We start from the raw sequence: 24415 nt of genomic DNA on the forward strand, positions 1-24415 counted from the left end.
CCTTCGCATCAATGTAAAATAAAGCAAAGAGAAGGTGGGACGTAACATGCCTAGTATCAATTATGGAGAAACTATAATACATTATTTTCATTTTAAGCAAAGTCGAAAAGATATTAAGATATCAGTTGACCTCATTAATGGAATTGAAGTTTACACTCCTATAAATGTGAGTGATGCCAAATTAGCTAATATAGTAAGGCAAAAAGCACCATGGATTACTCAAAAGCTTATGGAACTTAATGAAATCAAAACTACAATTCATCCAATAGAGTTCGTAAGTGGTGAAAAACTCCCTTATCTAGGGCGTTATTACAAACTAAAAGTTTTCAGAGAGCCAATTCAAGATTCAAATATCAAATTATTACAAGGGCGTTTTATAGCGACGGTGACACTAAACTCGTCTCAAGAATACATACAACAAACACTTAAAAAACAACTCATAAAATGGTACCAACTTCACGGTTCAAAAAAAATAGCAGAACGAGCTAGCTATTATCAATCAATATTAGGTATAGAACCTCATTCCTTACAATTAAAAACGCAACATAAACGTTGGGGAACATGCACCCCAAATGGCGATATCTATCTAAATTGGCGAATTGTGATGGCGCCTTTACGAGTGATTGATTATATTATCGTTCACGAATTAGCTCATTTAGTTGTTCCTGAACATAACGATAAATTTTGGCGCTTAGTCAGAACGACTCTTCCTCACTATAAGGAAGCAAAAGAATGGCTGCGAGTAAACGGTTATTCAGTAGCAAACCTATTTATTTAATTCCTTGTTAATACTATTTATTAAGATAGAATTAATGGTTGAAGTAAGAAACCATAGCATTCTATATAAATCAAAGATGATAAAGTTACTTATTGAGATGTCTCGCATGTGTGCTATTCTATTTCTTAAATCAAACCCAATATTGTCTCTTTTTAACAGATAAAACCTTAGCCAATTGACTTGGTGCTGTCCAACTATATTTACGATTGGACTTTTTTCATCAAGCAATTTAGACATGGTGTGCTGTTCAATATTAAATATTGCATCTTCTTCAAAATAAACAAATAGTTCTCTTAGGATTCTTTCAATTAATGTTATAACATAAAAAATGGTGTTATAGATTAAGATATCTTGCCTCGTATTTTCCGATTCATATATCGTGGCTATAGCACTTTGCAAATAGTTCATTTCCTCGGCTAGTTCCAACGTAAGTCGTAGCTCAGATGATAATACTTGAACATTAGATATTAATACAGAGAAAAAAACATTTATTTTGTCTTCTGTTAACCAATAAGCTACATTTACTGATTGTTTATCAATAAATTCGTAATTCATTTGTTGTCGACTTAACGTGAAATAATCATTTGTATCAGTTGGTGATGAAGCCATATCAATTATACTGGGCTCAATTTGATTATTAAATTCTTCTAAGAGTGATGCCCATAATCTATTACTATCAAATCTATGACTTAACAAAAAAACTTTATCCATATCATGCAGTTTTGATGCTTCGTTTTTTTCAATTAGATTTATGTATTCTTTATTCGATATTTCATATTTGTGAACTTGGCCATGATTCTTTAGGAAGTCATTTGACAGTTGTTCAAGTCTATTGAATATCTCTTTTGATTCATAATAATGTTTGTTCTTAATAATTTTAAGTGTGCGTGTAATTATTTTAAAATTATTCACGAGTCCATACGGTTGTTCTTTCTCCACGAATGAATCATATTCAATTTTTATAAAAGAGTATATTTTATTGGCCAGTCGTTGTGAAAGCCTACTTTCATTTAGCCTATAAAAATTAATACATAGCTTACACACATCTTCAAACCTGTAATTGACAAGTTTATAAAATGGTACATTTTCATCGAAAAGATTCTCCATTATTCCTTTATTATACTTTTTTACAATGGGATAAAGAGATTCTATGTTATCTATAAAGAAGATAATATGCTGTTGTAGTAAGTAATTAGTTATTTTCTCAAAGTCTAATCCTTTATTAAATTCAATAATGTAATCTAAAGTTCTTTCTTTTAACCCTTTTCTAATATACTTATCTTTATAAGATAAAATCACGTCATAACGCTCATTAATAAATGTAATTATTTGTTTATTGTTATAATCTAGTCTAAAAGCCGAAGCATTGTTTATTATATTTTTAATAGTTGTATTGTGTGGAGGCTTAATAATATCTACAAATTCGTCGAAACTTTTTACAAAATCTAAAAACAATAAATCAATATAATCATCTATATCGTTTATTTCGGTTTTTTCTTTCGCTGTATAATAACTAATAATCTCCTTGGAGTTGTCCATTAATTTACGAATATTGTAGCCTGTACTTAAATCATTTGGTCCATAATTAACAAGCGTAAAATGACATTCTTTACTTAAAAATTTCAATATATTCATACGGACCTCCTTTCGTATTTTAAAAAAGACATAACACCTCCTCATGATGTTATGCCTCTCTTGTTGAATGAGCTATTGTTTATAATGTATTTCACCCAGTTCCATTAATTGCCTAGCTACTTGTTCAACTTGCTTATTAGGAACGGAGCTTGCTCTAAGTTGTTTCTTCAATTTCTTTCGCATTTCACGTTTCACGTCTTCTTTTTCTATCCAATCTATCACTGCATTGGCTTGAATAATATCTGTAATAATCTCAGTTAAATCTCTTAAACTTTCTAGTTCCATTTCAACTGGAATTTGTTGTTCTAGTAACTGATAAAACGGTAACTGCTTGGCATCCTTTAGCCCAAAAGACTGACTTTCTTGTTCCATGTCCATCATTTCTTCTCGCATAGCATGATATTCTTCTAGTAGTTCTTCAATCGTTAATTGACGTGCCTTTCGTTGTTCGATTAGTTGCTCTAACCGTTCTCTTAATGAGGTATATTTGACTGGATTCTCATCTAACTTGATTCTTATTTCATGCTTAATGGCATGTTCCATTTCAGCTGCTTTAGCTTCAGGTGTTTTCAATTCATCTAGCTTCTCATCAAATTTATTTGTCAGTATATTTACTGGCTCAAATAGAATCTCAGGTGTTGATGCGTACACATATTCCTCAATAAGTTCACGTACCTTTCCACCACAGTCGGATATATCCATCGTGCCATCATCGACATAGTAACGAGACTTTGCTAGTTTTCTTATTTTACCTAGCCATTTCAAATCATCAACATATGCTTTCGCTTTCGGACTAGGCATCACCATATCCATGCTTTCTGAAAACTTCTTAAAGGCTGTATCAAACTTATTACGAACATCTTCTGGTTCCAGCACCTTCAAACAAGCTTCAAGGTCACTCTTATTAATATAATCAAAGAATTGCATCACTCGGCGATGACGAGATTGTAATCGTGGTAACTCTTCATCTACGTGATGCATGGCGCCTTTAATATCTTCTTCATGGAAAATACCCAATGCTTCTTCTAAAAATTGCGATACACCATAATAATCAACAATTAATCCATGTGTTTTTTTATCATAGGTTCGGTTCGTTCTAGCAATGGCTTGAAGCAAGTTATGTTCTTTCAAAGGTTTGTCCAAATACATCACTTGTTCAATAGGTGCATCGAAGCCTGTTAGCAATTTATCGCATACAATTAAAAAGGCTAATGGGTCTTCATCTAATGGTTTCTTAAAGCGTTGGATGAGTTCTTTTTCCTCCGCTCGTGATATGCCATATTGTTTCATTTCCTCCGAATCGTTATGACCACTTGAAATGATAACTGCTGATTCATAATCACTTAGTTCGTCCATTAATTTCTTATATGCAACTGCTGCTTGACGAGATACAGAAACAATTTGGGCTTTAAATCCGTTTGGCTGAATATGTTGTTCATAATGCTCTATCATATCAAGGACAACAGTTTTAAGACGTTTAGGTGATGCTGTTAATGCTTCCTCTGTGACATACTTCTGTTTAATCCGTTCTTTATCTTCATCCGAATAATCACGAAAGAAACGGTCAAATAATGTATCAATCGTTTCCCCTTGGACATGTAAATCAACCAATCGAGCTTCGTAAAAGATAGGAACGGTAGCTCCATCTTGTACCGCTTTTTCGATAGGATACTTATCAATATACGTCCCAAACGTTCGAACGGTACTTTTATCTTCTTTATCAATTGGTGTACCTGTAAATCCGATATAAGTTGCGTTTGGCAAGCCAATGCGCATATTCATCGCTAGCGAACTATACTGGGAACGGTGTGACTCATCGACTAACACAATGACATTATCTGAATCTGTCAGTAATGGGTATTCCTCATCTTCTTCTGTTTGGAATTTCTGTACTAAGGTCATTACCGTAGAACCTGGGCCTTGTTGTAGTAACTTTTGGAGTTCTTCTACAGACTCCGCTTGTTTCGGGTTCGGGAATCCACACCGTTTAAAGGTAGCTGTTATTTGCGCATCTAAATCTTGTCTATCCGTGACAACGACTATTACAGGGTTTTCTAACTGTTTCAAACGACGTAATTTCATCGATAAGAAGACCATTGATAATGATTTACCTGAACCCTGAGTTGCCCATACAACCCCACCACGAGCTTGTGGGTGTTCACCAATCATGATTCGTTCTACTGCTTTGTTCACAGCTCTATACTGCTGATAACGAGCCATTTTCTTAATCACTCGACCATCTTCTGGCTCATAAACGATAAAGTTTAAAATGATATCGAAAAGTCTCTCTTTATCCAATATACCCGTTGTTAAAATATCTTGGGAAGTTGCGTTCTCACCGACATCTTGAACGGATAAAGGATAAGGTTCTTTCCAAGCACTATAATGTTGGGCTTTAGCACCAATAGTTCCCACTTTTGAACGGTCATTACTCGTAGCAATAACAAACTGATTATAATGGAAAAGTGCTTCGTTTTCTTGTTGGTAGCGACGTAATTGCTTGACCCCTTGTCCGATTTGTTCATCGGGTGGTAAAGCTGGGCTTTTACACTCAATGATGACTAATGGTAAACCATTAACATACAGCATAATATCTGGACGAATCGTATCATTCGCATGGGTATAACTGAATTGACTCGTGATGATGAAATCGTTGTTATCAATATTGTCAAAATCAACCAGATTCACCGTCTGGTTTTTTCGTCCACTCCCGACATCTTGTTGCACTGATAGTTGATTAATTAATAATTCATGAAAATGTTGATTTGCTTCCATGAGGCTCGTTGCTTCCATACGGGTAAGGCTACGAACGACTTTGTTTAAGTTATTTTCATTAATCCATGGATTCAAGCGCTGAATTGCTGCTTGAAGACGCCCTTTCAAAACAACCTCTGTTTGAGAGGAGCGTTCGTCGTCAAGTTCTGTGCCATGAACATAGGTGTAGCCAAGCTTCTGAAGTTGGTCAATCATTCGATTTTCCACTAACGTCTCTTCATTCCAAGCTTGCGCTTCACTCATGACGAAACCTCCTCGTTATCGTTGATTGGGACACGGACTCTGCCTGTTAGGAGTTGTTGCATAAGCCCTTGTTTTAAACTATTTAAATATTCAATTCCTTTTTTTTCAGATATTAATTTTTCGTCTATTTCATTTAATATGCTAGCAATTTTGTTTTGTTCTAATTCGCTGGGATATGCTACTTTTATCTTCCTAATAGTTTGTTGATTCAATTTAGGTTGTGCAGACCCTGAAATATATTTTTCATAATCAATTGATTCTAAATAGTATTCCAAATAATCTATGTTAATAGATGTGGGTCTTAGCACATGAGCATGATTATTAACCCAAGTTTTTCCGACAATTTTAAAAGCAATTGGCAAATTTCTTGACTTTAAATTTTCCCCATCTTCTGCTAACAGTACTAATGGTTCATCGAAAATAAAATCATTAACCCAATCAATTATTCCTGATGCGCCATAATATGGAATTTCACCATCTATCAGTTCACGGTCTGCTTTTTTAATTGGCTTTCTTTGCCCATCTAATATTTCAACTACCTCAGATAATTCAATTACACTCCAACTTACTGGGAGTTCACCTATGTCTGAATCCTTAAATTCCGTATGTTTAATCCCCTTTGTAAACAACTGTTGCATTAATCCTTTTTTTACCGTCTCTGTTTGTTCGATGATTTGTTCTGTTTTTTCAATGGCCTCATCAACGGAGGTTAGGATTGCTGCAATTTTTTGTTGTTCTTTGATTGTCGGAAAAGGAAGCATAATATCAAAAAATTCTTTTACACCTATGTTCAATAAGCCGTGAGCTCTTCCACCCTCTTTTGCAATCATTCTGACCTCGTTATACCAGAGAGAACTTTCAAATAGATATTTCAGAAATTCATTATTAACATCTTTCTTCTTATTTCTGAAACAAATATACAAAGTTGATACAACACCTACAGGGTACTTTTCAAGCATTTTTATAACGCCGTATGGGTATCCTTTGGAGTAACTTTTATTATAAGCAAAATCTCCTTTTCTTAAGTAGAAGTACTTAGATAAATTTTTACTAGCTACTGATTTATTAAAATAATCTTTTTGATTAACAAGTCCATCTCTAGCTGATATTGTTAGTACATTTTCAGAACGATTCTCATTTTTTTCCGTTACTCTTTCAACTATTGAATGTAGTGGATTTAAACTCCAATTAGGAGGCACAAACCCAAACGGGGTCTTTTTAAAATTACTACTCATCGAACCCCAACTCCTTTAAATACATATTCATCTTGGATTCAATATCATTTCTTTCATTTTCCAGTTGCTTTAAATCTTTCAAAACAGAATTAACATCTATCTCCTCTTCTTCTTCAGTTGTGTCAATGTAGCGGGCAATGTTTAAGTTGTATTCATTTTCTTCAACTTCTTTTAAGTCAACTACACGACAGTATTTGTCTTTGTCTTCCCATGCATCATAAGCTTGTACAATTCTCTCAATATCTTTATCTCCAAGAATATTCTGATTTGTTCCTTCTTGATATTCTTTCGACCCATCTAAAATAAAAACTTTACCTTTGTGATTATCTGTTTTCTTGCGGTTTAAAATTAAGATACAAGCTGGAATACCTGTACCATAGAAGAGATTCGATGGTAAACCAATAATGGCTTCAACTAAATCTTCTTTTATCAGCCCTTCTCGAATTTTTCCTTCTGCACCACCACGGAATAATACACCATGTGGCATAACCACACCCGCTTTCCCTTCATGGTTTAGTGTCGATACCATGTGTTGAACAAATCCATAGTCGCCAGCATTTTTAGGCGGGATGCCAAAACGGAAACGCCCATATTCATCGGCTTCAGCTTCTTCCCTTCCCCAGTTCTTTAATGAAAAAGGTGGATTCGCAATGACACGGTCATATAATAGAAGTTCTTTATCATCACCTAAAAGCTTAGGGTCACGAATCGTATCCCCACGCTCAATTCTGTGGTCACTTAAACCATGTAATAATAGATTCATTTTACAAATTGCCCACGTATTTAAGTTTCTCTCTTGACCATGCAACGTCAAATTACGTGCATCGCCACCTTGTGATTTAATAAAATCTACTGATTGAATCAGCATACCACCAGAACCAACCGTTGGGTCACATACCCGCATTCCTTCTTCAGGTTTAATTAGGTTGACAATCAGTTCTACGACTTTTGTAGGTGTATAGAATTCGCCACCTTTTTTTCCAGCATCATCAGCGAACTGTTTAATTAAATATTCATAAGCACGACCTAACATGTCTGGTTCCGATAGATTGCCATTACTTAAATCTATGGATGAAAAATGTTGAACAAGCTGCATTAATAACTTATCAGGTAATTTATCTTTATCATTAAAATCAATATTAGCTAACACACCATCTAATGACGGATTTTCTTCTTCTAATGCTTCAAAGGCTTTGTTAATTGTATTACCAATATCTTGTGTTTGAATTTGAATATGTGTCCAGCGAGCCCTTTCTGGAACAAAGAATTGGTGTTCATCACGGTCATACCAACCATAATCATCATTTTCTTCTCGTTCTATTTCTTTCGCAGTTTCAATAAAAACATCACTTAATCGTTTTAAAAACAACAAACCAAATATGTAATTTTTATAATCAGATGAATCAATGCTTCCTCGTAAGATATTAGCTGATTCCCATAAATGTGATTCTAATTGTTGTAACGTCAACTTAGACATTGCTTTACCCCCATATATTTCTTTTTACCTATATTACAAATATATCAAATTTAGGGTGAAATAGATAGAATTGATACTAAATTGACAGATAATTCCCTTATACGAAGAAAAATTACACAATAAATCCAATCCCAAGTTATGTATGGTTGATTTCCTAATGAATTTGTTTGTTGCCCACCGCCTCTTTTATAGAGGCTTTTTTATTTGAATTGAAAGGAGGTGAGAATATGTTAAGTCAGGATAAAAGGGCCGTAGCCAATGTCATTCAGTTTAAAGGTTATTGGACTGGATTCTTAATGGTAAGTATGGTCAACTCAACACAATGTAATGGACTATGGTGCTGTGGAAGGAGAGTGACGATTCCAAGCTTAGAGGAACTGGAGGAACTGGAAGAAGTGGTTAAAAAGTATGTAACCGACATAAACGGTAATGGATTAAGAAAGCAAGTGCATTTCTACCAATTACAAAACAACCGTTTAGTCAATGAAAGGAGGGTCAGAAGTGTCTAGAAATCAAAACAATATCGTCACGTTAACCCAACACGAGCAGCCATTTGAATCACGTATTACTGACTCGTTACCAGATGCCAGAAAGACAGGTAAATATTTAGCTAAATTCATACAGGAACAAATGGTTGAAGGAATTGATTATGGTAAGGTCACAGGTTATTCCAGACCAACCTTACTTAAACCTGGAGCAGAAAAGATATGCCAGCATTTAAAGCTCACGATTCAGTATGAAGTAAATCATCGATTTGAAGATTGGGAACAAGGCATCTTTCATTATGAAGTGCGTGTAACTTTAACAGCTATTAATAGTACACAAAAAATTGCTGAAGGCATCGGCTCATCAAATACAAAAGAAGAACAATACAACGAACAAAGTCCTTACACAATCGTTAATACCGTTCTTAAAATGGCAAAGAAACGTGCATTAGTTGATGCTGTATTAAACGTATCTGCTACAAGTGGTATCTTTACGCAGGACATTGAAGATATGCCTAAATCAACAGAACTCAAAGGAGGTGATGGAACTATTACGAAGCGCCAATTAAAGAAGATTCATGAACTAGTAAACGGCCAACGGATGAATCCAGACACAGCAAGAGAAATGATGAGGCTAATGTTTGGAGTGGACCATAGCACGAAACTATCCAAGACACAGGCATCATCCTTCATCCAAGACCTTTTGCTATTAAGTGAATCAAGGAGGTGAATGATAAGTTGAATAACAGAATATACCACTGATTAACTCATTGTAACGACAATTTAATGAGTTATTTTTATGCACAAAAAAAGAGCTCATAAAGAGCCCTAACCAATTAATTTAAGTTTAACAAAATAACTAATAATTTCAAGAGGGAGAGGCTGTAATGGTCTCTCCTTTTTCTATTTCAAGGAGGAAACTATAATGAAGAATTTTATTGATAAAACAACTTTCCAATCATTACTAACAACCACTTTACGTGAAAAGGATGATAGCTACATCGTGTCTGAATTGTTTAACCGTTATCCTTCTATCCAAGAACTACTAGACGTTACAGAGGAGGAACTGGTTGCTATTAAAGGTATTGGTAACGTCAAAGCACAACAGATTGTTTCTGCACTAAGATTAGCTAGATTAAATCCAGTTTGCGCAGAAGAACGCTTCACAATTCGAAGTCCTGAAGATGCGTATGAATATTTATCAGACATGCAGTATTTGCAACGTGAAGAATTTGTTGTTCTTGGGCTGAATACGAAGAATGAGATTATGTTTAAGAAAACAGTTTTTACTGGGTCGCTGAATTCTAGCATTGTTCATCCAAGAGAAACGTTCAAGGAATTAATCAGAAGAAGCTGTGCATCAGCTATTGTAGCACACAACCATCCCAGTGGTTCGCCATCGCCAAGCCAAGAAGATGTACATGTTACAAAAAGGCTGGGTGAAGCAGGCAAAGTTTTAGGTATTGAAGTGCTTGACCACCTTATTATAGCTGGTGGAAAATACATTAGCCTAAAAGAAAAAGGATACCTTTAAGAGTTAATGATAGCTTCTATGCAGTCTAACAATTAATAGAAGGAGGGATATGCCATATGAGTATTGGAGCGATAATCGTCGGCATCATTATTTGCTTTGCTGTATTTTACGATTCAGATAGAGAATCAACTAGTCATTTTGCTGTTGGATGCCTGCTTGTTATATTACTAGTGTTTATACTAGCAATATCGTTCATAACATCTATCAGCTATTAATATAGGAACTCATTAAACAACAGGGGCAGCTAAATAGGTTGCCCCCATTAATTAATCTATGAAAAATAACATTGCTTACACCTATATCGAATAAATTTATTCAAAATAGTCGCAGAACCCTTAACTGGTATGGACTTAAATTTAGCCATCAGTTTATTCGTATATCATATAGTTTATACTTTCCCCTGAGCGTGTACCCATATAATAATGAAGGCAATATATAAACCATAGACGAATAGTTATTATTCTTCTATCCCCAGAAACAGCTTGACCTTATCTAATGTTGCTTTTCTAAAGTTTGTGTGTCCTTTTTCCAATTTGGATATTGTATCTACACTAATTCCAATTTTCTCAAACATACTTTTGAGACATACCGAGTGCTTTCCTTTCATCCTGTAAGTGCATTCCCAATACTCGGTTTTGATGCTCAGGGTTCTCTTGTAATGCACGAAACGCTTCCATCTCCTCTTCTGTTATATCATCTGCCTCATCTACCCAGCAATTCTCACATGTTGAATCTAAATTATGTTCATAGACCATATTACAATATTCTCCTTTTCAAGTTCTCATGCTATTCGTCAGCAATACTGACTACTTAGTAATTACTGAAATAAAAATCATTTCTGTAAAATAATATCCAATGGAAGGGAGATTTCCCCTCTTGACCATTTGAAAGAGTTTTCCCCGCACCCATACTTTCCCCTAAGCAAATACAAAGACTTATTTATTATTACTAGGTGGTACTTATGGAACCGTCCTCAATCAGTAACTTTATATACGCCGATTAATACTAACAAGTTGTTGTGCACATTCTATATACTCTTAATTGGTGTGACTCCACAACCACTTTTAGTAGTATTTGTTTCTCGCTAGAGTAGTCAGTTCACTAGTTACCATCTGCTGCATCTGATTGTGAGTAGTACGATTAATGTTACCTCTACTTATTAATAGTTACAGTAGTCACTAATTGGTTGCAGTTTTATAATACTTTTTTCTTAAATAGGCTACCCCTCTACTGACACCTGCTTTGACAGCACCTTCAGATACTTCATATTCATGGGCTATCATTTTGTAGGTCTTTCTTTCTCTATAACTACCATCCATATACAAAGCATACTGTGGGTTACGCTCTTCTTTAACTTCCTGTATCAACTGACAGTAAGATTTGTCTCCTATTGTTTCACCATATTTGTCTACTATTGTTCTATGATGAATTTCTTTAGCTTGCATTTCCATTAGAGTTTTATCCTCTACTGGTACGACTCTTCTTCTATACTTCTTTTTTTGTTTGGCGAGTCGATATTTCGTTTGGACGTAACTATACGATTGTATTTTCGTTAAATACCAATGCCTTATTTTAGAAGGCAACAATTTTTTCGTAAACATAATAAATTTCCACTCTACATTGTCTTCAAGTCCAATGTCAGTCTTTCTTGCTTTATTAGGATTGTAGAAGTTAAAAAACCCCCTCACCATAAAATACGCTTCACTTAAAGCATCATCCATATAATGAGTAAAGCCTCCATTGTATATTTCATGTTCATTTTGCATTATGGCATTATGGACACAATATTGCACAGCAATGTTTGCAAATATGGCATCATACTCAACACCTTTCTTATCTTTTGAGAATGGACCTGAATTAAATACTTTCGCTAGAGCAAGCATTTCTGATTGTGAGATTTCTCTTGCCGCCCTTTGCACTCCATAGTCTAGTGGTACTTTATCAAGCTTTCCTTTTACTAGTTGTTGTTGTAGAAAGAGTAATTTATTTTTTGGAGTTTCATCTTGTAAGCTTAATGGTCCATTCTTTGATACTTTTAGATGAATACTCAATAACTGCTTAATAAAGTTTGTTAATTCCTTCATAAACAAATCAATTACTTCATCAAAATTCTCATCTTTTGTTCCCATTTCATAATACCTCCGATATCGTTAAAGTCTGAACTCCGATGTATTCACAAGAAGCCAATAAAATGATTCTTTTATTAGTTCTGCCTCATTATTTTGGCTCAATATGAGTAAAACCCATACTGATTATTGATTCATCGGCTCCTGCAATAAATCATCAGGTTCATGTTGTTCAGGATTATAACATCATTCCGTTATAAATGGAAGTACTTTTGGAATTATTAAACTAAATTACTTGCAAATTATTTTTTTCTTCAGTATGATTACAATAGAAATAACAAGGAGTGAATGAAATGAATAAACTAGAGCCGTACGTAATAAAACATGAAGACTTCAATGCATTAAAGAAAATGACATCGATTGGTGAGAGAGTGCAGTGGATAAGAGAAAAAGCTAATGAAATGAATCCAGCATTTTTTACTAGGTATCGTGTAGCTGAAAAAAGCAACCTTTCCCAATCAACCATTAAACGTATTGAAGAAAATGAAGTAACAAACCCGCAACGCAAAAAACTGGAGGGTATTGCAGCATATCTTCGAGTTCCTGTTGAAGCATTTTTCGATGATTTTTATGTGGGTGAGACAAAAAGCTTTATAATATGTGAACCAGAAGATGAATCAATCAAAGAAATAGACTTAGAAGGCGTTTCATATGTGGTAGAACTAACTGCATTAACAAAGTCAATCATGGCAAACACCAATGAAGTTACCTTCGAAGATAAAGTTGAATTAACAGCACTAGATTATGAGGAGTTTATCGATGATTTAACTACTCTTGTAGAAAAGGTGAAGAAAAGGAGACAAACTTGGGAATTAAAAAGAAATGCTTATAATCGTTTGAAAGGAGTAAATGATGAAAATGACTAATCCAGAAAGCGCCCCAAATAAAGAAAAATTAACTATTAGACAAACACAGTTTCTTAAAAGATTTACAACCATAGCAAAAGAAGTGATGAATGAATACCAGCACAACACAGAAAAACAAGCAATAGTGGAAGTAGAAATACCAACTCAAGCAAAGGAGGAGCTAGAATGAAAACAATGAATGCCGTTATTTATGCACGTGTTAGTACAGAAGACCAAGCTAGAGAAGGCTATAGTATTGCAGCTCAAAAAGAGTTGTTAGTAGAATATGCAGAAAGACATGGACTCACAATTATAGATGAATATATTGACGAAGGGAAAAGTGGAAAAAGTATAGATGGGCGCCCTCAAATGACTCGTCTGCTAGAAGATGCTAGTCAAAATAAATTTGATGCTGTTATGACCTATAAATTAGACCGTATTGCGAGAAGAGTTAGTGATGCATCTGTTATAGTCGAAACTTTAGGAACTCACAATGTACAGTTGATTAGTTTATCAGAGGGTATTGATACAACAACAATACATGGAAAGTTAATTTACAATATTTTAAGTGCTATTGCAGAAAACGAACGCGAGCAGATAGCTGGCCGTGTGAAAATGGGTATGACTCAGAGAGCAAAAGAAGGCAAATGGAATGGTGGTCTATGTCTTGGTTACGATTCCAAAGAAAAGCAACTTTTTGTAAATCATGATGAAGCAAAAATAGTAAGAGAGATATTCGAACTTGCCGACAGAGGATACGGGTACAAAAAAATAGCTGGAATCGTAAACCGTAAAGGGTATAAAACGAAACGAGGCAGGGAATTTTCCATTGCTACATTAAAAGGGATATTAGATAATCCTGTTTATATTGGAAAAGTCCGATTTAATCAACATGAGAATTGGGCGGAAAAAAGGCGGAAAGGAAAAAATAAAGACCCTATCATTGTTGATGGTAAACACGAACCAATTATTGATACAGATTTATGGGAACGTGTGCAAATAAAAAGACAAGAACGCTCATTTAAAGCCGTGCAGTCCAATAACCCTTATTTTCTATCTAAACTAATACGTTGTCCTCAATGTGGCGCTGGTATGGTAGCTGGAACATCTAATGGAAAAACCAAAAAATACCGATATTACAAGTGTGGTAACTTCCATAACAAAGGTGCATCTGTATGTTCATCCAATAGTATTAATGCTGACCTGGCAGAGGCGCAAGTACTTGAGGAAATTAAACGTATAGTCACAGATTCTAACTTCATACAACAATTGGTCCAAAAAATGAATCAAGAGAGAAAAAATGCCTTTGAACCACTAATAGCTCAGAAGGAATATATTGAATCAAAAATAAAGGAAAATGAGAAAAAGATTAATAATGCAATAGAGGAGCTAATGGATGACACAGATTTAAAGCCGCTTATTACAGAGAAAATAAAAGAACACCAACAAGTAATCGCAGCCAGTCAAATAAAGTTAGAAAGAATCGAGGAAGAGCTCGCAAACATCAATACAAAACCAATTAATTTAATGGCGCTTCATCATTTTATTAAAAATATCGATGAAATACTGGAAAAAGTAAGTGGTGAAGAAAAGAAAGAGCTATTACGTATGATTGTGGAACAGATTGAGATTACGCCGTCGGCTGAGAAAAGGAGCCACAGTAGACAGAAGGGACGGGAGGTTACTAACATTAAGTTATACTTTGACTTTACTCCAGAAGCAGTAAAAAAAAAGTCAAAAAGCCTGCTCCTAAAGATGGCGAGCTATGCTCATGATAAGAATGTTGATTTGGCGCCCTTGAATAAAGTGAATCCTACAGAAAAAGAGCTGAGGGACACATTGAGGTCCCTCTCAGTTTTACCCTCACTTATGGTACGGTTCCCCCTTCAAAATCCGAACCCCCCGATAAACCTGCTCCACCAAAACCAGTCTCATCAACTGATGCGGAAACGTCATCTTCGAAAAAGACAACGCATAATCACTTTGCTGCCTAACTTCCTCACTCAACCCAAGTGATCCCCCAATAACAAACACAATTTTACTCTTCCCATGAATCATAAGCTGGTCCAATTTTTCGGCAAATTTCTCGGAGGTGATCATTTGACCCTTTATTTCCAGGGAAATAATATACGCATCTCGGGGAATTTTCGACAATATTTTTTCGCCTTCCTTGCGTTTGACTTCCTCTTGCTCTGCTTCACTCATGTTTTCTGGGGCTTTTTCGTCGGGGACTTCGATTATTTCCATATTGGCATATGCGCTTAATCGCTTCATATACTCTTGTATACCCTGTTTTAAATATTTCTCCTTTAATTTTCCAACCGCTATGATCGTTATTTTCACTGGCTAATAACATCCCTTCCGTTAACATTCATACTGCTATTGTAGCAAATTCTCATCCCATACACGAATCACGCTTATTGCTTTTCCCCCACTTTTACCTTAATCTTATAAGTAGGAGTCGTAGCGAAAACGATGCACTCCATTTGGAACTGGAGGCGATTACATGGAGAAAATCATCTTTATTGAAACAGGGACAGGAATTGATGTCCATGGTCAGAATGTGACGAAAGCTTGCTTACGGGCGGTGGAAAACGCCATTCATTATAATTCGATGCCAGGGATTAAGGATTACTTACCAGAACAAGATCTACATAATATGAAGGTCAATGTCCGATTGGCTGTACCAATGGACAAGGAAAAAGTCGACATTGAGAAAGTCAAAGCAGAGATCCCTTATGGTACGGTTACGGTCGAAGTAATCGATGGAGGAATGGCGACAACTTCAGGTATTGTCTTAGAGGATAAAGAGGACAAGAATGATCTGATGTATATTGTTAATGCCGCCGTAGAAGTAGGCTACTAGAAAAATTTTTCAGGGAGGAATGTCGATGCAGTATATCGCGAAGGTAAGGCGTTATCATGAAATGACATACAATCGTTGTGGGAGGTCTGGGATTAAGCTACCAGCTATTTCGTTTGGCTTGTGGAATAATTTCGGTTGCGAGGATGCGATTGCTAATCAGCGGAGAATGCTGATGAAGGCATTTGATTTAGGAATTACCCATTTTGACCTTGCGAACAATTATGGTCCACCACCAGGTATAGCGGAGCGTAATTTTGGGCGAATTTTAAAGGAAACCTTTTCTGCCTATCGGGATGAAATGATTATTTCGACCAAGGCTGGCTATCGAATGTGGGATGGTCCGTATGGAGACTGGGGATCACGTAAATACTTAATCTCTAGCCTGGATCAAAGCTTACAGAGAATGGGTCTTGATTATGTCGATATCTTTTATCACCACCGCCCAGATCCGGAAACACCCCTTGAAGAAACAATGGCCGCGCTCGATCACATTGTCCGACAAGGAAAAGCCTTATATGTCGGAATCTCCAACTATAATGCAGAACAAACCAAACAAGCAGTGAAAATTCTCGAACAACAAAAGACACCATTTATTATTCATCAAGCTGCTTATTCAATGCTAGATCGTTCGATTGAATCGGGTTTAACAGATGTACTCGAGGAGCATGGTGTTGGCTGTATTGCCTATGTACCATTAGCACAAGGGCTTCTAACCAATAAATATTTAAATGGCATTCCTAAGGATTCACGAGCGGCAAAAGAATATATTCCTTTCCTTAATTCAAAGGATATATCCTCTGATGTACTACAAAAAATTAAACGCCTCAATGATTTGGCCTTATCACGTGGACAATCACTTGCCCAAATGGCACTAGCCTGGGTATTACAGGAGAAAACGGTTGTTTCGGCATTAATTGGTGCAAGCCGTGTCAGTCAAATCGAGGAAAATGTGAAGGCATTACAGAACTTAACTTTTACAGAGGAAGAATTAAAAGTAATTGATGATGTGTTAATATAAAAGAGATCAGACACCTCACTAAATCGAGGTGTTTGTTTCATTTTTTCTAAACGATCAAGAATAGACATAATGTTAGCAGGTGGGAATATGACAAAGGTTATTTTTATGGACATAGACGGAACACTCGTGAATGATAATGGCGTGATTCCAGAATCAGCAAGGCTTGCGGTAAAGAAGGCAAGAGAAAATGGACATCTCGTATTTATCTGTACAGGTCGCTCGAAGGCAGAGCTATTTGACGACATATTAGAGGTGGGCTTTGATGGTATTATTGGGGCAGCTGGTGGATATATAGAAGTGAATCAAGAGGTTATTTTCCATGAGAATGTCAAGGCTGAGGATGTACGACAGCTTGTAGCGTTCTTTGATGAACATGGCGTCGACTTTTATTTAGAGTCCAATGGTGGGCTGTTTGCAAGCAAAAACTGTAAGCAGCACCTTCGTTCGATTATCGAGGATTATGTCCAGGAAAAGCCCGAGGCAAAGGAAGAAGTCGAAAAAGGACTGCAACCATTTCATGATACTTTGATCGATGACGAGGATTTAATCAGAGAGGATATTAACAAGATTTCCTTCCTTGCATCTGACCTACCGTTCGAGCGAATCGAGCAGGAATTTGCTTCAACATTTACCGTCATTCGTAGTACGGTTCCTTTATTTGGAGAAAATAGTGGTGAGCTCTCGATTCCAGGAATTCATAAAGCTACAGCCATCGCCAAATTGCTGGAGCATCTAAACATAGATAAGAAAGATACCTTTGCCTATGGAGATGGGATGAATGATTTAGAAATGATCGAATACGTACAGCACGGAATTGCGATGGGCAATGCCAAGGAAGCCTTAAAGCAAGCAGCAGATGATGTGACCGATACACATGATGAGGCTGGGATCTGGAATAGCTTTTTGAAATATGGGTTAATAGACTAAATAATGGAACCCTTTGGATAAGCGTTATCCAAGGGCTTTTCTTTTCAAAAGTGAGGAGAGCTACCTTGTTTGTTCTTCAAATAAACAGCTGATTGCAGGAGATGACAAATGGTGGTTACTCCTTGTGTTAATGGTTGTTCATTCATATAAGAAAAGCTCAACCGCAAATGATGATTCTCTTGGTCTGCTGGATAACAAGCTGCTCCCGGTAAAAAAGTGATTTGTTCTTTTTTTGTTTCGACTAAGAAGTGATTGGTGTCCATCCAAGAAGGGAGAGTGAGCCATATATTTAATCCTCCTTTTGGTAGGAACCAAGAAACTTCTTCAGGTGCGTGTTGTGACAAAATATCCAGAACAAGATCCCGCCTAATTTTTAAAGCTATTCTTAATTTTTTTAAATGATCCATCATTCTTTTGGAAGTAATAAATGGAATGATGGCTTTCTGCGTTAATAAGGGACTTCCTAAGTCGGTGTTAGCTTTCGCAGCTAATAAACGTTTGAATATAGAACCAGAGGCTGCTAAAATTCCTATTCTACAACCCGGTGCTAATATTTTGCTTAAGCCTTTTAAGTAAATGACATGTCCTTCTTTATCAAGGCTTTTCATGGCTGCTGGAGGCTTTCTGTCAAAATAGATTTCACTGCAAGGATCATCCTCAATGACTAAGCTCTGCGTACTTTCGGCAATTTCAAGAATCTCTCTACGACGCTTAGTCGGCATTACGGCCCCAGTAGGGTTATGAAATGTAGGAACAGTATAAATGATTTTTGGTTTATATTTATCACACAAATGGTGCAGTAAGTCTACCCTCATTCCTTCACTATCAACTGGAACAGTTAGAATGGTAGCACCTCTACCGCGAAACACATCAATAGCTCCTGGATAAGTTGGAGCTTCCATCACTACTACATCACCTGGGCCAACAAAAGTACGAGCAATGAGGTCAATTCCTTGCTGTGAACCATTTGTCACTAAAATATTTTCCGGATCTGTCGACAAGTTCATTTTCTGTAAATACTCCACCATTGCCTGCCTAAGTGCCTTATCACCTTGGATCTCCCCATATTTCGATAGAACCCTTGGATTTTTAGAAAGCATGCGATGAATTTCCTGTTCTAAGTATCGATTAGGTAAAAGTCCAGGATCGATCATAGAAGAGGAAAGATGGATTTTCTCTGGTACTTGATGAAAGCGAGCAAATTGAGACCTTGGTAAATAATCTTCTACTGACAGTTGCCAATCGTATGAACTGCTCCCTTTCTTCCCTTCTACCACTTCCTTTTTTGTCTTTTTTATAAAAGTTCCCTTACCTTGAACAGATGTGATAAATCCATCCTGTTCTAGCTTTTGATAGGCTTTCACTACTGTAACTAAGCTTACACCAAGCTGTTTTGAGAGCTTGCGAACAGATGGCAGAGGCGATCCTTCTTCTAAGAAATCAGAACGTATTTGATCGAGAACAGAATGATATATTTGGTTCGTAATAGACATGTCAGCATTACGTTGTATTTCTATGTGCATGAGTTTACCTCCTTTAAGTGTTATACTCTGACATTGAGTGTTATACCTTTGTAGATGTAAAATAACCGCAAATGATTAAAATAGTATAACACTGGAGGGAATGAAATGAAATATTTCGTAGTAGATGCTTTTGCAGAAAAGGTATTTGAAGGAAATCCAGCAGGCATCTGTATCATGAGGGATTGGATTTCGGATGAGCTCATGCAGAAAATAGCGATGGAGAATAACCTCTCGGAAACAGCATTTGCCGTAAAGGAAGGAACACATTATGGACTGAGATGGTTTACACCTGGAGCAGAAATTAATCTTTGTGGTCATGCTACATTAGCAACAGCATTTATATTATTAAATAATCATGAAAGGAAATCCAATCAAGTCAAGTTTCGCACAATCAGTGGGGAGTTAATTGTAAATCAACAAGATAATTTATATGAATTGGACTTTCCTGCTGTTCCTTCCGAAGAGATGGAGGTTTCTGAAGAAATGATCCATGCTCTGGGAATCGTGCCAAAAGAAGCATTCTTAAATAGAGATCTTATTTTCGTATTAGATTCGGAGGAAGAAGTGAGAAACATAAGTCCTGACTTTGCCAAATTAGAAGCATTACCAGATGGATTGGGGGTTTGTGTAACAGCGAAAGGGAGAGACTATGATTTTGTTTCTCGAGGTTTTTTTCCTAAGCTAAAGGTAAAGGAAGACCCCGTAACAGGTTCTTTACATTGTAGTTTAATTCCGCTTTGGTCGAATAGACTAGGGAAAAAGGAAATGGTGGCGAGACAAATATCAGATAGAGGTGGGACGCTATATTGTAAATACGAGGATACTCGAGTGAAAATTGCTGGAAGAGCAGTGTTATATTCAGAAGCCGAATTAACTATTGAGATTTAATTCTGCAATAATATACTATAACCCCTTCCCTCTTTCACTGTAAAATAACAGAAGAAACACGGAAGGGAGTTATCCTTATGAATATCCTATCTTTTTTAACATATTGTTTTATTGTGACCTTTACCCCTGGACCTACGAATATTGTGATATTATCGACCGTTCATCAATCAGGGACGAAAAAAGCACTGAGATATACTTACGGGGCTACGATTGCCTTTGGTTTACTACTCGGTCTCTCTGCGATGCTAAATACATTACTTGTTACGGTCATTCCTAAGCTTTTAATTTTCATGCAGGTCATTGGAACACTTTATATGCTCTATCTTGCCTATCAAATCTATCAATCAGATGCCTCCAACCGAAAGGTACACGATACCGGCACCTTTCTATCAGGATTCCTGATGCAGTTTTTAAATCCGAAGGTACTACTGTTTTGTATGACAGTCATCCCTAGCTTTATTCTACCGTACACAAAAGCACCATCTGCGCTAACAATTAGCGTTATCGGGATCACGGTGATTGGATTTTTGGCATTTATAACATGGTTGCTTTTCGGTTCCATTTTCAGGACGTTTTTACAGAAGCATAGTAAAATAGTGAATGTAGTGATGGCATTATTTTTAGCTTATTCTGCTGTGATGATCTGGATGTAGAGGTGATTGATTTGGACAAATTTATTTATAAAAAAGCTGCCGGTATTACGGCATTGTCAGCGAGCATTTCTGAATTTTCCTATAAAAAACATTCCCATAAGGAATATGCGATGGGGGTTACCTTACGTGGTATTCAACACTTTAACATGGACGGTAGCTTGCAATTGTCCTATCAAAATGGTGTGATGCTATTTAATCCAGAACAGGCACATGATGGAATGGCCCATGATGAAACAGGGCTGGACTACGTTATGCTATACATTGATCCTGAATTACTCTTTGAAGCAACGGAAAAGAAGGATTTGATTCATTTTTCCACCCCTGTTGTCTATGATGTGAATATCCAACAAAAAATACTGCGTCTATCTCATGCGATTTTAAATGAAAAAGATGAGGCGTTATGTAGTGAATGGTTCCTATCTTTGACAGATAGTCTTATGATGCGAAATAACCTTGCTGCAGATACGAAAAAAGATAATGTGCTGATACGAAAAGCGAAGGAAATGCTTCATGCCAACATGGAAAATGTGCTAAAGCTTGATGAAATATGTAAAGAGCTTGGGCTATCGAAATTCCAGTTTATTCGATTATTCAAATCCCATACCGGTATTTCCCCTTACCAATATTTTCTTAACTGTAAGGTGGAGCGCGCCAAGGCATTAATCGAAGAACATCGTGATATTTATACAGCTGTTGCGGAATGTGGCTTTGTTGATTTAGCCCATTTAAATAAACATTTTAAGAGTGTTTATGGGACCACAGCATTGGAGTATATTTCGCATATGAATTGAACCTTTCCTTTTTATAAATTCCTTAGAACAAGATTACCTAATAAGATAAAAACTTAATAACTTTTTTAATCAGCCGCATTTTTCCAATGGAAGAATGCGGTTTTTGCCTGTTAGATGAGGTTTTGCCAAATTAGTATTGACATGCAGTCATATGGTTGCATATAATAAAATTATGGAAAAGATGGATGAGATGGACAAGATATTTAAAGCGCTTGCTGACTCCAATCGAAGAAAACTGCTTGATCAGCTTTTCGAAAAGAACGGGCAGACGCTAAACGAGCTATGCGGGCATTTGGATATGACCCGCCAATCAGTTACAAAGCACTTAACCATATTAGAGGAGGCGAACCTTATCATTGTTGAGTGGCAAGGAAGAAGTAAACTTCATTACTTGAATACTGCTCCTATTGGCGAAATTTATGGACGATGGGTTAAAAAATTCGAACATCATCGCATCGTAGCATTGAAAGAATTAAAAAATAGCTTGAAGGAGGAGAACCGTGAATAATTCTACATTTGTCTATGCGACTTATATCCGGACATCACCCGAAAAACTATGGAAAGCTTTAACTAGTAGTGAATTCACCAAACAATATTGGTTTGGTAAAGAACTGCAATCTGATTGGGAAGAGGGCTCAGCTGTTACCTTTCTGGACAAAAATAAAGAAATCACAGACCAAGGAATCGTAATAAAGAGCAATCCGTATCACCTCCTTTCTTACACGCTAAAATGTGTGCAAGATGCAACAGAATACCAAGTCATGCCGAAGGTGACTTTTGAACTGAAGCAAATGGGATCGATTGTGAAATTAACACTTAAACACGAATATCTTTCGGAAGGTGCGTTTAAAGATGAGGGCGAAGGATTTATAGGAATCAATAATGGATGGCCTGCTATAATGAGTAACTTGAAGAGCTTACTCGAAACCGAAAGGATACTGCCCGAAATTGTCCTTTAATATTTAGGATCAGGCCCTTCCCCTGTGACTAATTATAAAAAATAATCAAAGGAGAAAAATTATGAAGAATGTAATTTCAAAAGATGGAACACGCATTGCTTATAACAAAATTGGAGCTGGGCCTCCACTCATTCTCGTAGATGGGGCAATGTGCTATAGCTCATCAGGTCCAATGGACCCGCTCGCATCACAGTTGTCCAGGTGGTTTACCGTCTATACGTATGACCGTCGCGGCCGAGGTGAAAGCGGTGACACACAGCCATATGCGATTGAACGAGAAATAGAGGATATAAAAGCAATTATTGAAAAGACGGGTAGTTCCGTGTTTATGTATGGTATTTCGTCTGGTGCGGTATTGGCACTAAAAACAGCTGGGGCCCTCGGACATAACATTCAAAAGCTGGCGTTGTATGAACCACCCTTTACGTTCGGAGACGATGCCCGAAAAGAATCGGAAGCTTACACTAACTCGCTTAACGAATTACTTTCTGCTGATCGACGGGGTGACGCTGTAGAACTCTTCATGAAAAAGGTTGGCGTACCGTCCGAGGCGATCGCTGGTATGCGTCAGTCACCAATGTGGTCAGCGTCGGAGGCTTTGGCACCTACGCTTGCATACGATAACGCCATTATGGGTGATAGCTCGGTCCCCATTGCAGATGCAGAGTCTGTCAAGATTCCTACCCTCGTGCTAGATGGTGGCAATAGTCCCGCATTTATGCACGAAGCAGCGGATACACTTACAAAGGCTTTGCCATTAGGGAGCCGGTCCACACTGGAAGGACAAACACATGATGTCGATCCGGAGGTGCTTGCTCCGAGCTTAAAAAGTTTTTACATTGGAGACTAAACGAATGACTTCTCCTGATAAACGGAGGGATGTCGTGCATTACATCATTTCAAGCCACTCCCGATGAGCAAGCTTGGCGTTCGGCTTGCTCTTTGCCTCCAGATAATATCAGATTAAATTCCTATATCTCTATGCTTCCCTTTTGATCTTATAATAATATCCATACCCATCGCCTCGCCACTTTCAACATGGTTTTGAATATCTGATACATCAATATCCGTTTCCAATCTAATTCGTTTCGTTTCATTCGCGCCCAGCGTTATTTTATAAGGGGCGTTGTTATTCATAAGGGAAACCATTGGTGGATCATCATATTCATTAAATTCAACCGTAAATGGAACATCATGATTGCTATAGTTTATAAAGGATAGCTCACATTCTCCATGTACAGTTTCCCCGCTTTTCATTTCAAACCTACACTCACTTTCTTCAGCCGCGTAGGAAACGGCATATATCCCTGTTGCAAAGTTCTCTTGATAGGCATTAACCATAAACCCTGGAGTAAAAATAATAAGGATAAAAACAAGGAATCCGATTCTGCCACGATATTTCTTAAGGGAGCTCACCAACAAAAACAGACCTATTATTAGTAAAAATATCACAACAATTCCCACAGTAATAAGCCCATCAGCGAATCTAATTGGTATATTCCATGCGATCAAAATTACTTCCCCAAATGGATACGAATGTGGAAAAGGAAAATTTAATAGGATAGCAACGAACAGAAAAACGAGTGAAATATAAAACATGGATTTGCTTTTAATCAATTTAATCCCCCTTCCGCTTTATACGACTCTTCTTCAAAAG

General features: G+C 36.8%; 26 protein-coding genes and 1 pseudogene. 17 read left to right on the top strand and 10 right to left on the bottom strand.

Annotation, left to right across the window (positions count from 1 at the left end; all coding sequences use genetic code 11):
• Nucleotides 1–46 precede the first annotated feature (46 nt).
• On the top strand, nt 47–778 hold the full coding sequence (locus tag DLJ74_RS03215; protein WP_109983327.1) for a M48 family metallopeptidase: 732 nt from the start codon (nt 47–49) through the stop codon (nt 776–778).
• Here the strand turns inward: DLJ74_RS03215 and DLJ74_RS03220 are convergent.
• The 4 genes from DLJ74_RS03220 to DLJ74_RS03235 all read right to left on the bottom strand — a co-directional run bounded on the left by DLJ74_RS03220 (nt 767) and on the right by DLJ74_RS03235 (nt 8143).
• Nucleotides 767–2413 carry a hypothetical protein gene (locus DLJ74_RS03220; protein ID WP_109983328.1) on the bottom strand — a complete coding sequence of 549 codons (1647 nt, stop codon included), beginning with the start codon at nt 2411–2413 and terminating at the stop codon, nt 767–769. The genes DLJ74_RS03215 and DLJ74_RS03220 overlap by 12 nt on opposite strands.
• Before the next feature lie 72 nt (nt 2414–2485).
• On the bottom strand, nt 2486–5431 hold the full coding sequence (locus DLJ74_RS03225) for a type I restriction endonuclease subunit R (protein ID WP_109983329.1): 2946 nt from the start codon (nt 5429–5431) through the stop codon (nt 2486–2488).
• Entirely contained in the window at nt 5428–6666 is a 1239-nt protein-coding gene (locus DLJ74_RS03230; protein WP_109983330.1) for a restriction endonuclease subunit S, read from the bottom strand. Before DLJ74_RS03230 ends, DLJ74_RS03225 begins: the two co-directional genes overlap by 4 nt.
• Nucleotides 6659–8143: a type I restriction-modification system subunit M gene (locus tag DLJ74_RS03235; protein WP_109983331.1), complete on the bottom strand. Its 1485-nt coding sequence runs from the start codon at nt 8141–8143 to the stop codon at nt 6659–6661. Before DLJ74_RS03235 ends, DLJ74_RS03230 begins: the two co-directional genes overlap by 8 nt.
• Before the next feature lie 227 nt (nt 8144–8370).
• Between DLJ74_RS03235 and DLJ74_RS03240 the strand changes: the two genes are divergently transcribed.
• The 4 genes from DLJ74_RS03240 (at nt 8371) to DLJ74_RS20350 (ending at nt 10377) form a co-directional block, all read left to right on the top strand.
• Nucleotides 8371–8652, top strand: coding sequence for a hypothetical protein (locus tag DLJ74_RS03240; protein ID WP_109983332.1), 282 nt, complete (start codon nt 8371–8373; stop codon nt 8650–8652).
• Nucleotides 8645–9358: a hypothetical protein gene (locus tag DLJ74_RS03245; RefSeq protein WP_109983333.1), complete on the top strand. Its 714-nt coding sequence runs from the start codon at nt 8645–8647 to the stop codon at nt 9356–9358. Before DLJ74_RS03240 ends, DLJ74_RS03245 begins: the two co-directional genes overlap by 8 nt.
• A gap of 195 nt (nt 9359–9553) precedes the next feature.
• Entirely contained in the window at nt 9554–10162 is a 609-nt protein-coding gene (gene radC, locus DLJ74_RS03250) for a RadC family protein (RefSeq protein WP_109983334.1), read from the top strand.
• 56 nt (nt 10163–10218) lie between these two features.
• A complete protein-coding gene (locus tag DLJ74_RS20350; RefSeq protein ID WP_181397418.1) occupies nt 10219–10377 on the top strand; it encodes a hypothetical protein in 159 nt (52 codons plus the stop codon).
• Between the two features lie 242 nt (nt 10378–10619).
• On the opposite strand, the gene DLJ74_RS21010 is transcribed toward DLJ74_RS20350, so the two are convergent.
• The 3 genes from DLJ74_RS21010 to DLJ74_RS03265 all read right to left on the bottom strand — a co-directional run bounded on the left by DLJ74_RS21010 (nt 10620) and on the right by DLJ74_RS03265 (nt 12291).
• Nucleotides 10620–10769 carry a helix-turn-helix domain-containing protein gene (locus DLJ74_RS21010; protein WP_109983335.1) on the bottom strand — a complete coding sequence of 50 codons (150 nt, stop codon included), beginning with the start codon at nt 10767–10769 and terminating at the stop codon, nt 10620–10622.
• Complete coding sequence (locus DLJ74_RS03260; protein WP_109983336.1) at nt 10729–10917, bottom strand: hypothetical protein; 189 nt, start codon at nt 10915–10917, stop codon at nt 10729–10731. Before DLJ74_RS03260 ends, DLJ74_RS21010 begins: the two co-directional genes overlap by 41 nt.
• A gap of 423 nt (nt 10918–11340) precedes the next feature.
• Entirely contained in the window at nt 11341–12291 is a 951-nt protein-coding gene (locus DLJ74_RS03265) for a hypothetical protein (RefSeq protein WP_109983337.1), read from the bottom strand.
• A 290-nt stretch (nt 12292–12581) separates the two neighbouring features.
• On the opposite strand from DLJ74_RS03265, the gene DLJ74_RS03270 reads away from it, so the two are divergent.
• From DLJ74_RS03270 to DLJ74_RS20700, 3 genes and pseudogenes are all read left to right on the top strand, one after another.
• Entirely contained in the window at nt 12582–13154 is a 573-nt protein-coding gene (locus DLJ74_RS03270) for a helix-turn-helix domain-containing protein (RefSeq protein WP_109983338.1), read from the top strand.
• Nucleotides 13141–13323 (top strand): hypothetical protein, encoded by a 183-nt coding sequence (locus DLJ74_RS03275; RefSeq protein ID WP_109983339.1) that lies wholly within the window; start codon nt 13141–13143, stop codon nt 13321–13323. The genes DLJ74_RS03270 and DLJ74_RS03275 overlap by 14 nt, the downstream gene beginning before the upstream one ends.
• A gap of 5 nt (nt 13324–13328) precedes the next feature.
• A pseudogene (locus DLJ74_RS20700) lies at nt 13329–14357 on the top strand (recombinase family protein); the annotation flags it as partial.
• 639 nt (nt 14358–14996) lie between these two features.
• Here the strand turns inward: DLJ74_RS20700 and rlmH are convergent.
• Nucleotides 14997–15476 carry a 23S rRNA (pseudouridine(1915)-N(3))-methyltransferase RlmH gene (gene rlmH, locus DLJ74_RS20705; RefSeq protein WP_109983341.1) on the bottom strand — a complete coding sequence of 160 codons (480 nt, stop codon included), beginning with the start codon at nt 15474–15476 and terminating at the stop codon, nt 14997–14999.
• A 163-nt stretch (nt 15477–15639) separates the two neighbouring features.
• On the opposite strand from rlmH, the gene DLJ74_RS03290 reads away from it, so the two are divergent.
• The 3 genes from DLJ74_RS03290 to DLJ74_RS03300 all read left to right on the top strand — a co-directional run bounded on the left by DLJ74_RS03290 (nt 15640) and on the right by DLJ74_RS03300 (nt 17944).
• The gene (locus tag DLJ74_RS03290; RefSeq protein WP_054861303.1) at nt 15640–15999 is read left to right on the top strand and encodes a Lin0512 family protein; all 360 of its coding nucleotides are present in this window, start codon (nt 15640–15642) and stop codon (nt 15997–15999) included.
• 25 nt (nt 16000–16024) lie between these two features.
• Complete coding sequence (mgrA, locus tag DLJ74_RS03295; RefSeq protein ID WP_109983342.1) at nt 16025–17017, top strand: L-glyceraldehyde 3-phosphate reductase; 993 nt, start codon at nt 16025–16027, stop codon at nt 17015–17017.
• An 87-nt stretch (nt 17018–17104) separates the two neighbouring features.
• Entirely contained in the window at nt 17105–17944 is an 840-nt protein-coding gene (locus DLJ74_RS03300) for a Cof-type HAD-IIB family hydrolase (RefSeq protein ID WP_109983343.1), read from the top strand.
• A 44-nt stretch (nt 17945–17988) separates the two neighbouring features.
• On the opposite strand, the gene pdxR is transcribed toward DLJ74_RS03300, so the two are convergent.
• Nucleotides 17989–19467, bottom strand: coding sequence for a MocR-like pyridoxine biosynthesis transcription factor PdxR (gene pdxR, locus DLJ74_RS03305; RefSeq protein ID WP_109983344.1), 1479 nt, complete (start codon nt 19465–19467; stop codon nt 17989–17991).
• Nucleotides 19468–19572: 105 nt separating this feature from the next.
• Between pdxR and DLJ74_RS03310 the strand changes: the two genes are divergently transcribed.
• The 6 genes from DLJ74_RS03310 to DLJ74_RS03335 all read left to right on the top strand — a co-directional run bounded on the left by DLJ74_RS03310 (nt 19573) and on the right by DLJ74_RS03335 (nt 23608).
• Nucleotides 19573–20355, top strand: a complete 783-nt coding sequence (locus DLJ74_RS03310) for a PhzF family phenazine biosynthesis protein (RefSeq protein WP_109983345.1) — start codon at nt 19573–19575, stop codon at nt 20353–20355.
• 77 nt (nt 20356–20432) lie between these two features.
• Nucleotides 20433–21008, top strand: coding sequence for a LysE family translocator (locus tag DLJ74_RS03315; protein WP_109983346.1), 576 nt, complete (start codon nt 20433–20435; stop codon nt 21006–21008).
• Nucleotides 21009–21019: 11 nt separating this feature from the next.
• Nucleotides 21020–21799 carry an AraC family transcriptional regulator gene (locus DLJ74_RS03320; RefSeq protein WP_109983469.1) on the top strand — a complete coding sequence of 260 codons (780 nt, stop codon included), beginning with the start codon at nt 21020–21022 and terminating at the stop codon, nt 21797–21799.
• 190 nt (nt 21800–21989) lie between these two features.
• Nucleotides 21990–22307: an ArsR/SmtB family transcription factor gene (locus DLJ74_RS03325; protein ID WP_219987214.1), complete on the top strand. Its 318-nt coding sequence runs from the start codon at nt 21990–21992 to the stop codon at nt 22305–22307.
• Nucleotides 22300–22758 (top strand): SRPBCC family protein, encoded by a 459-nt coding sequence (locus tag DLJ74_RS03330; RefSeq protein ID WP_109983347.1) that lies wholly within the window; start codon nt 22300–22302, stop codon nt 22756–22758. The genes DLJ74_RS03325 and DLJ74_RS03330 overlap by 8 nt, the downstream gene beginning before the upstream one ends.
• 61 nt (nt 22759–22819) lie before the next feature.
• Nucleotides 22820–23608 carry an alpha/beta fold hydrolase gene (locus tag DLJ74_RS03335; RefSeq protein ID WP_109983348.1) on the top strand — a complete coding sequence of 263 codons (789 nt, stop codon included), beginning with the start codon at nt 22820–22822 and terminating at the stop codon, nt 23606–23608.
• A gap of 113 nt (nt 23609–23721) precedes the next feature.
• On the opposite strand, the gene DLJ74_RS03340 is transcribed toward DLJ74_RS03335, so the two are convergent.
• Complete coding sequence (locus tag DLJ74_RS03340) at nt 23722–24375, bottom strand: hypothetical protein (protein ID WP_109983349.1); 654 nt, start codon at nt 24373–24375, stop codon at nt 23722–23724.
• Between the last annotated feature and the right edge of the window lie 40 nt (nt 24376–24415).

This window comes from Gracilibacillus dipsosauri (genome assembly GCF_003176895.1).
In the GTDB taxonomy this organism is placed as follows: domain Bacteria; phylum Bacillota; class Bacilli; order Bacillales; family Amphibacillaceae; genus Gracilibacillus; species Gracilibacillus dipsosauri.

Bases quoted from the DNA above. Each gene is read 5' to 3' on its own strand.
- DLJ74_RS03315 (WP_109983346.1), top strand. From the start codon at position 20,433: ATGAATATCCTATCTTTTTTAACATATTGTTTTATTGTGACCTTTACC.
- DLJ74_RS03225 (WP_109983329.1), bottom strand. From the start codon at position 5,431: ATGAGTGAAGCGCAAGCTTGGAATGAAGAGACGTTAGTGGAAAATCGA.
- DLJ74_RS03325 (WP_219987214.1), top strand. From the start codon at position 21,990: ATGGACAAGATATTTAAAGCGCTTGCTGACTCCAATCGAAGAAAACTG.
- DLJ74_RS20350 (WP_181397418.1), top strand. From the start codon at position 10,219: ATGAGTATTGGAGCGATAATCGTCGGCATCATTATTTGCTTTGCTGTA.
- pdxR (WP_109983344.1), bottom strand. From the start codon at position 19,467: ATGCACATAGAAATACAACGTAATGCTGACATGTCTATTACGAACCAA.
- DLJ74_RS03260 (WP_109983336.1), bottom strand. From the start codon at position 10,917: ATGGTCTATGAACATAATTTAGATTCAACATGTGAGAATTGCTGGGTA.
- DLJ74_RS03335 (WP_109983348.1), top strand. From the start codon at position 22,820: ATGAAGAATGTAATTTCAAAAGATGGAACACGCATTGCTTATAACAAA.
- DLJ74_RS03265 (WP_109983337.1), bottom strand. From the start codon at position 12,291: ATGGGAACAAAAGATGAGAATTTTGATGAAGTAATTGATTTGTTTATG.
- mgrA (WP_109983342.1), top strand. From the start codon at position 16,025: ATGCAGTATATCGCGAAGGTAAGGCGTTATCATGAAATGACATACAAT.
- DLJ74_RS03300 (WP_109983343.1), top strand. From the start codon at position 17,105: ATGACAAAGGTTATTTTTATGGACATAGACGGAACACTCGTGAATGAT.
- DLJ74_RS03230 (WP_109983330.1), bottom strand. From the start codon at position 6,666: ATGAGTAGTAATTTTAAAAAGACCCCGTTTGGGTTTGTGCCTCCTAAT.
- radC (WP_109983334.1), top strand. From the start codon at position 9,554: ATGAAGAATTTTATTGATAAAACAACTTTCCAATCATTACTAACAACC.
- DLJ74_RS21010 (WP_109983335.1), bottom strand. From the start codon at position 10,769: ATGAAAGGAAAGCACTCGGTATGTCTCAAAAGTATGTTTGAGAAAATT.
- DLJ74_RS03215 (WP_109983327.1), top strand. From the start codon at position 47: ATGCCTAGTATCAATTATGGAGAAACTATAATACATTATTTTCATTTT.
- DLJ74_RS03275 (WP_109983339.1), top strand. From the start codon at position 13,141: ATGAAAATGACTAATCCAGAAAGCGCCCCAAATAAAGAAAAATTAACT.
- DLJ74_RS03310 (WP_109983345.1), top strand. From the start codon at position 19,573: ATGAAATATTTCGTAGTAGATGCTTTTGCAGAAAAGGTATTTGAAGGA.
- DLJ74_RS03235 (WP_109983331.1), bottom strand. From the start codon at position 8,143: ATGTCTAAGTTGACGTTACAACAATTAGAATCACATTTATGGGAATCA.
- DLJ74_RS03220 (WP_109983328.1), bottom strand. From the start codon at position 2,413: ATGAATATATTGAAATTTTTAAGTAAAGAATGTCATTTTACGCTTGTT.
- DLJ74_RS03270 (WP_109983338.1), top strand. From the start codon at position 12,582: ATGAATAAACTAGAGCCGTACGTAATAAAACATGAAGACTTCAATGCA.
- DLJ74_RS03290 (WP_054861303.1), top strand. From the start codon at position 15,640: ATGGAGAAAATCATCTTTATTGAAACAGGGACAGGAATTGATGTCCAT.
- DLJ74_RS03240 (WP_109983332.1), top strand. From the start codon at position 8,371: ATGTTAAGTCAGGATAAAAGGGCCGTAGCCAATGTCATTCAGTTTAAA.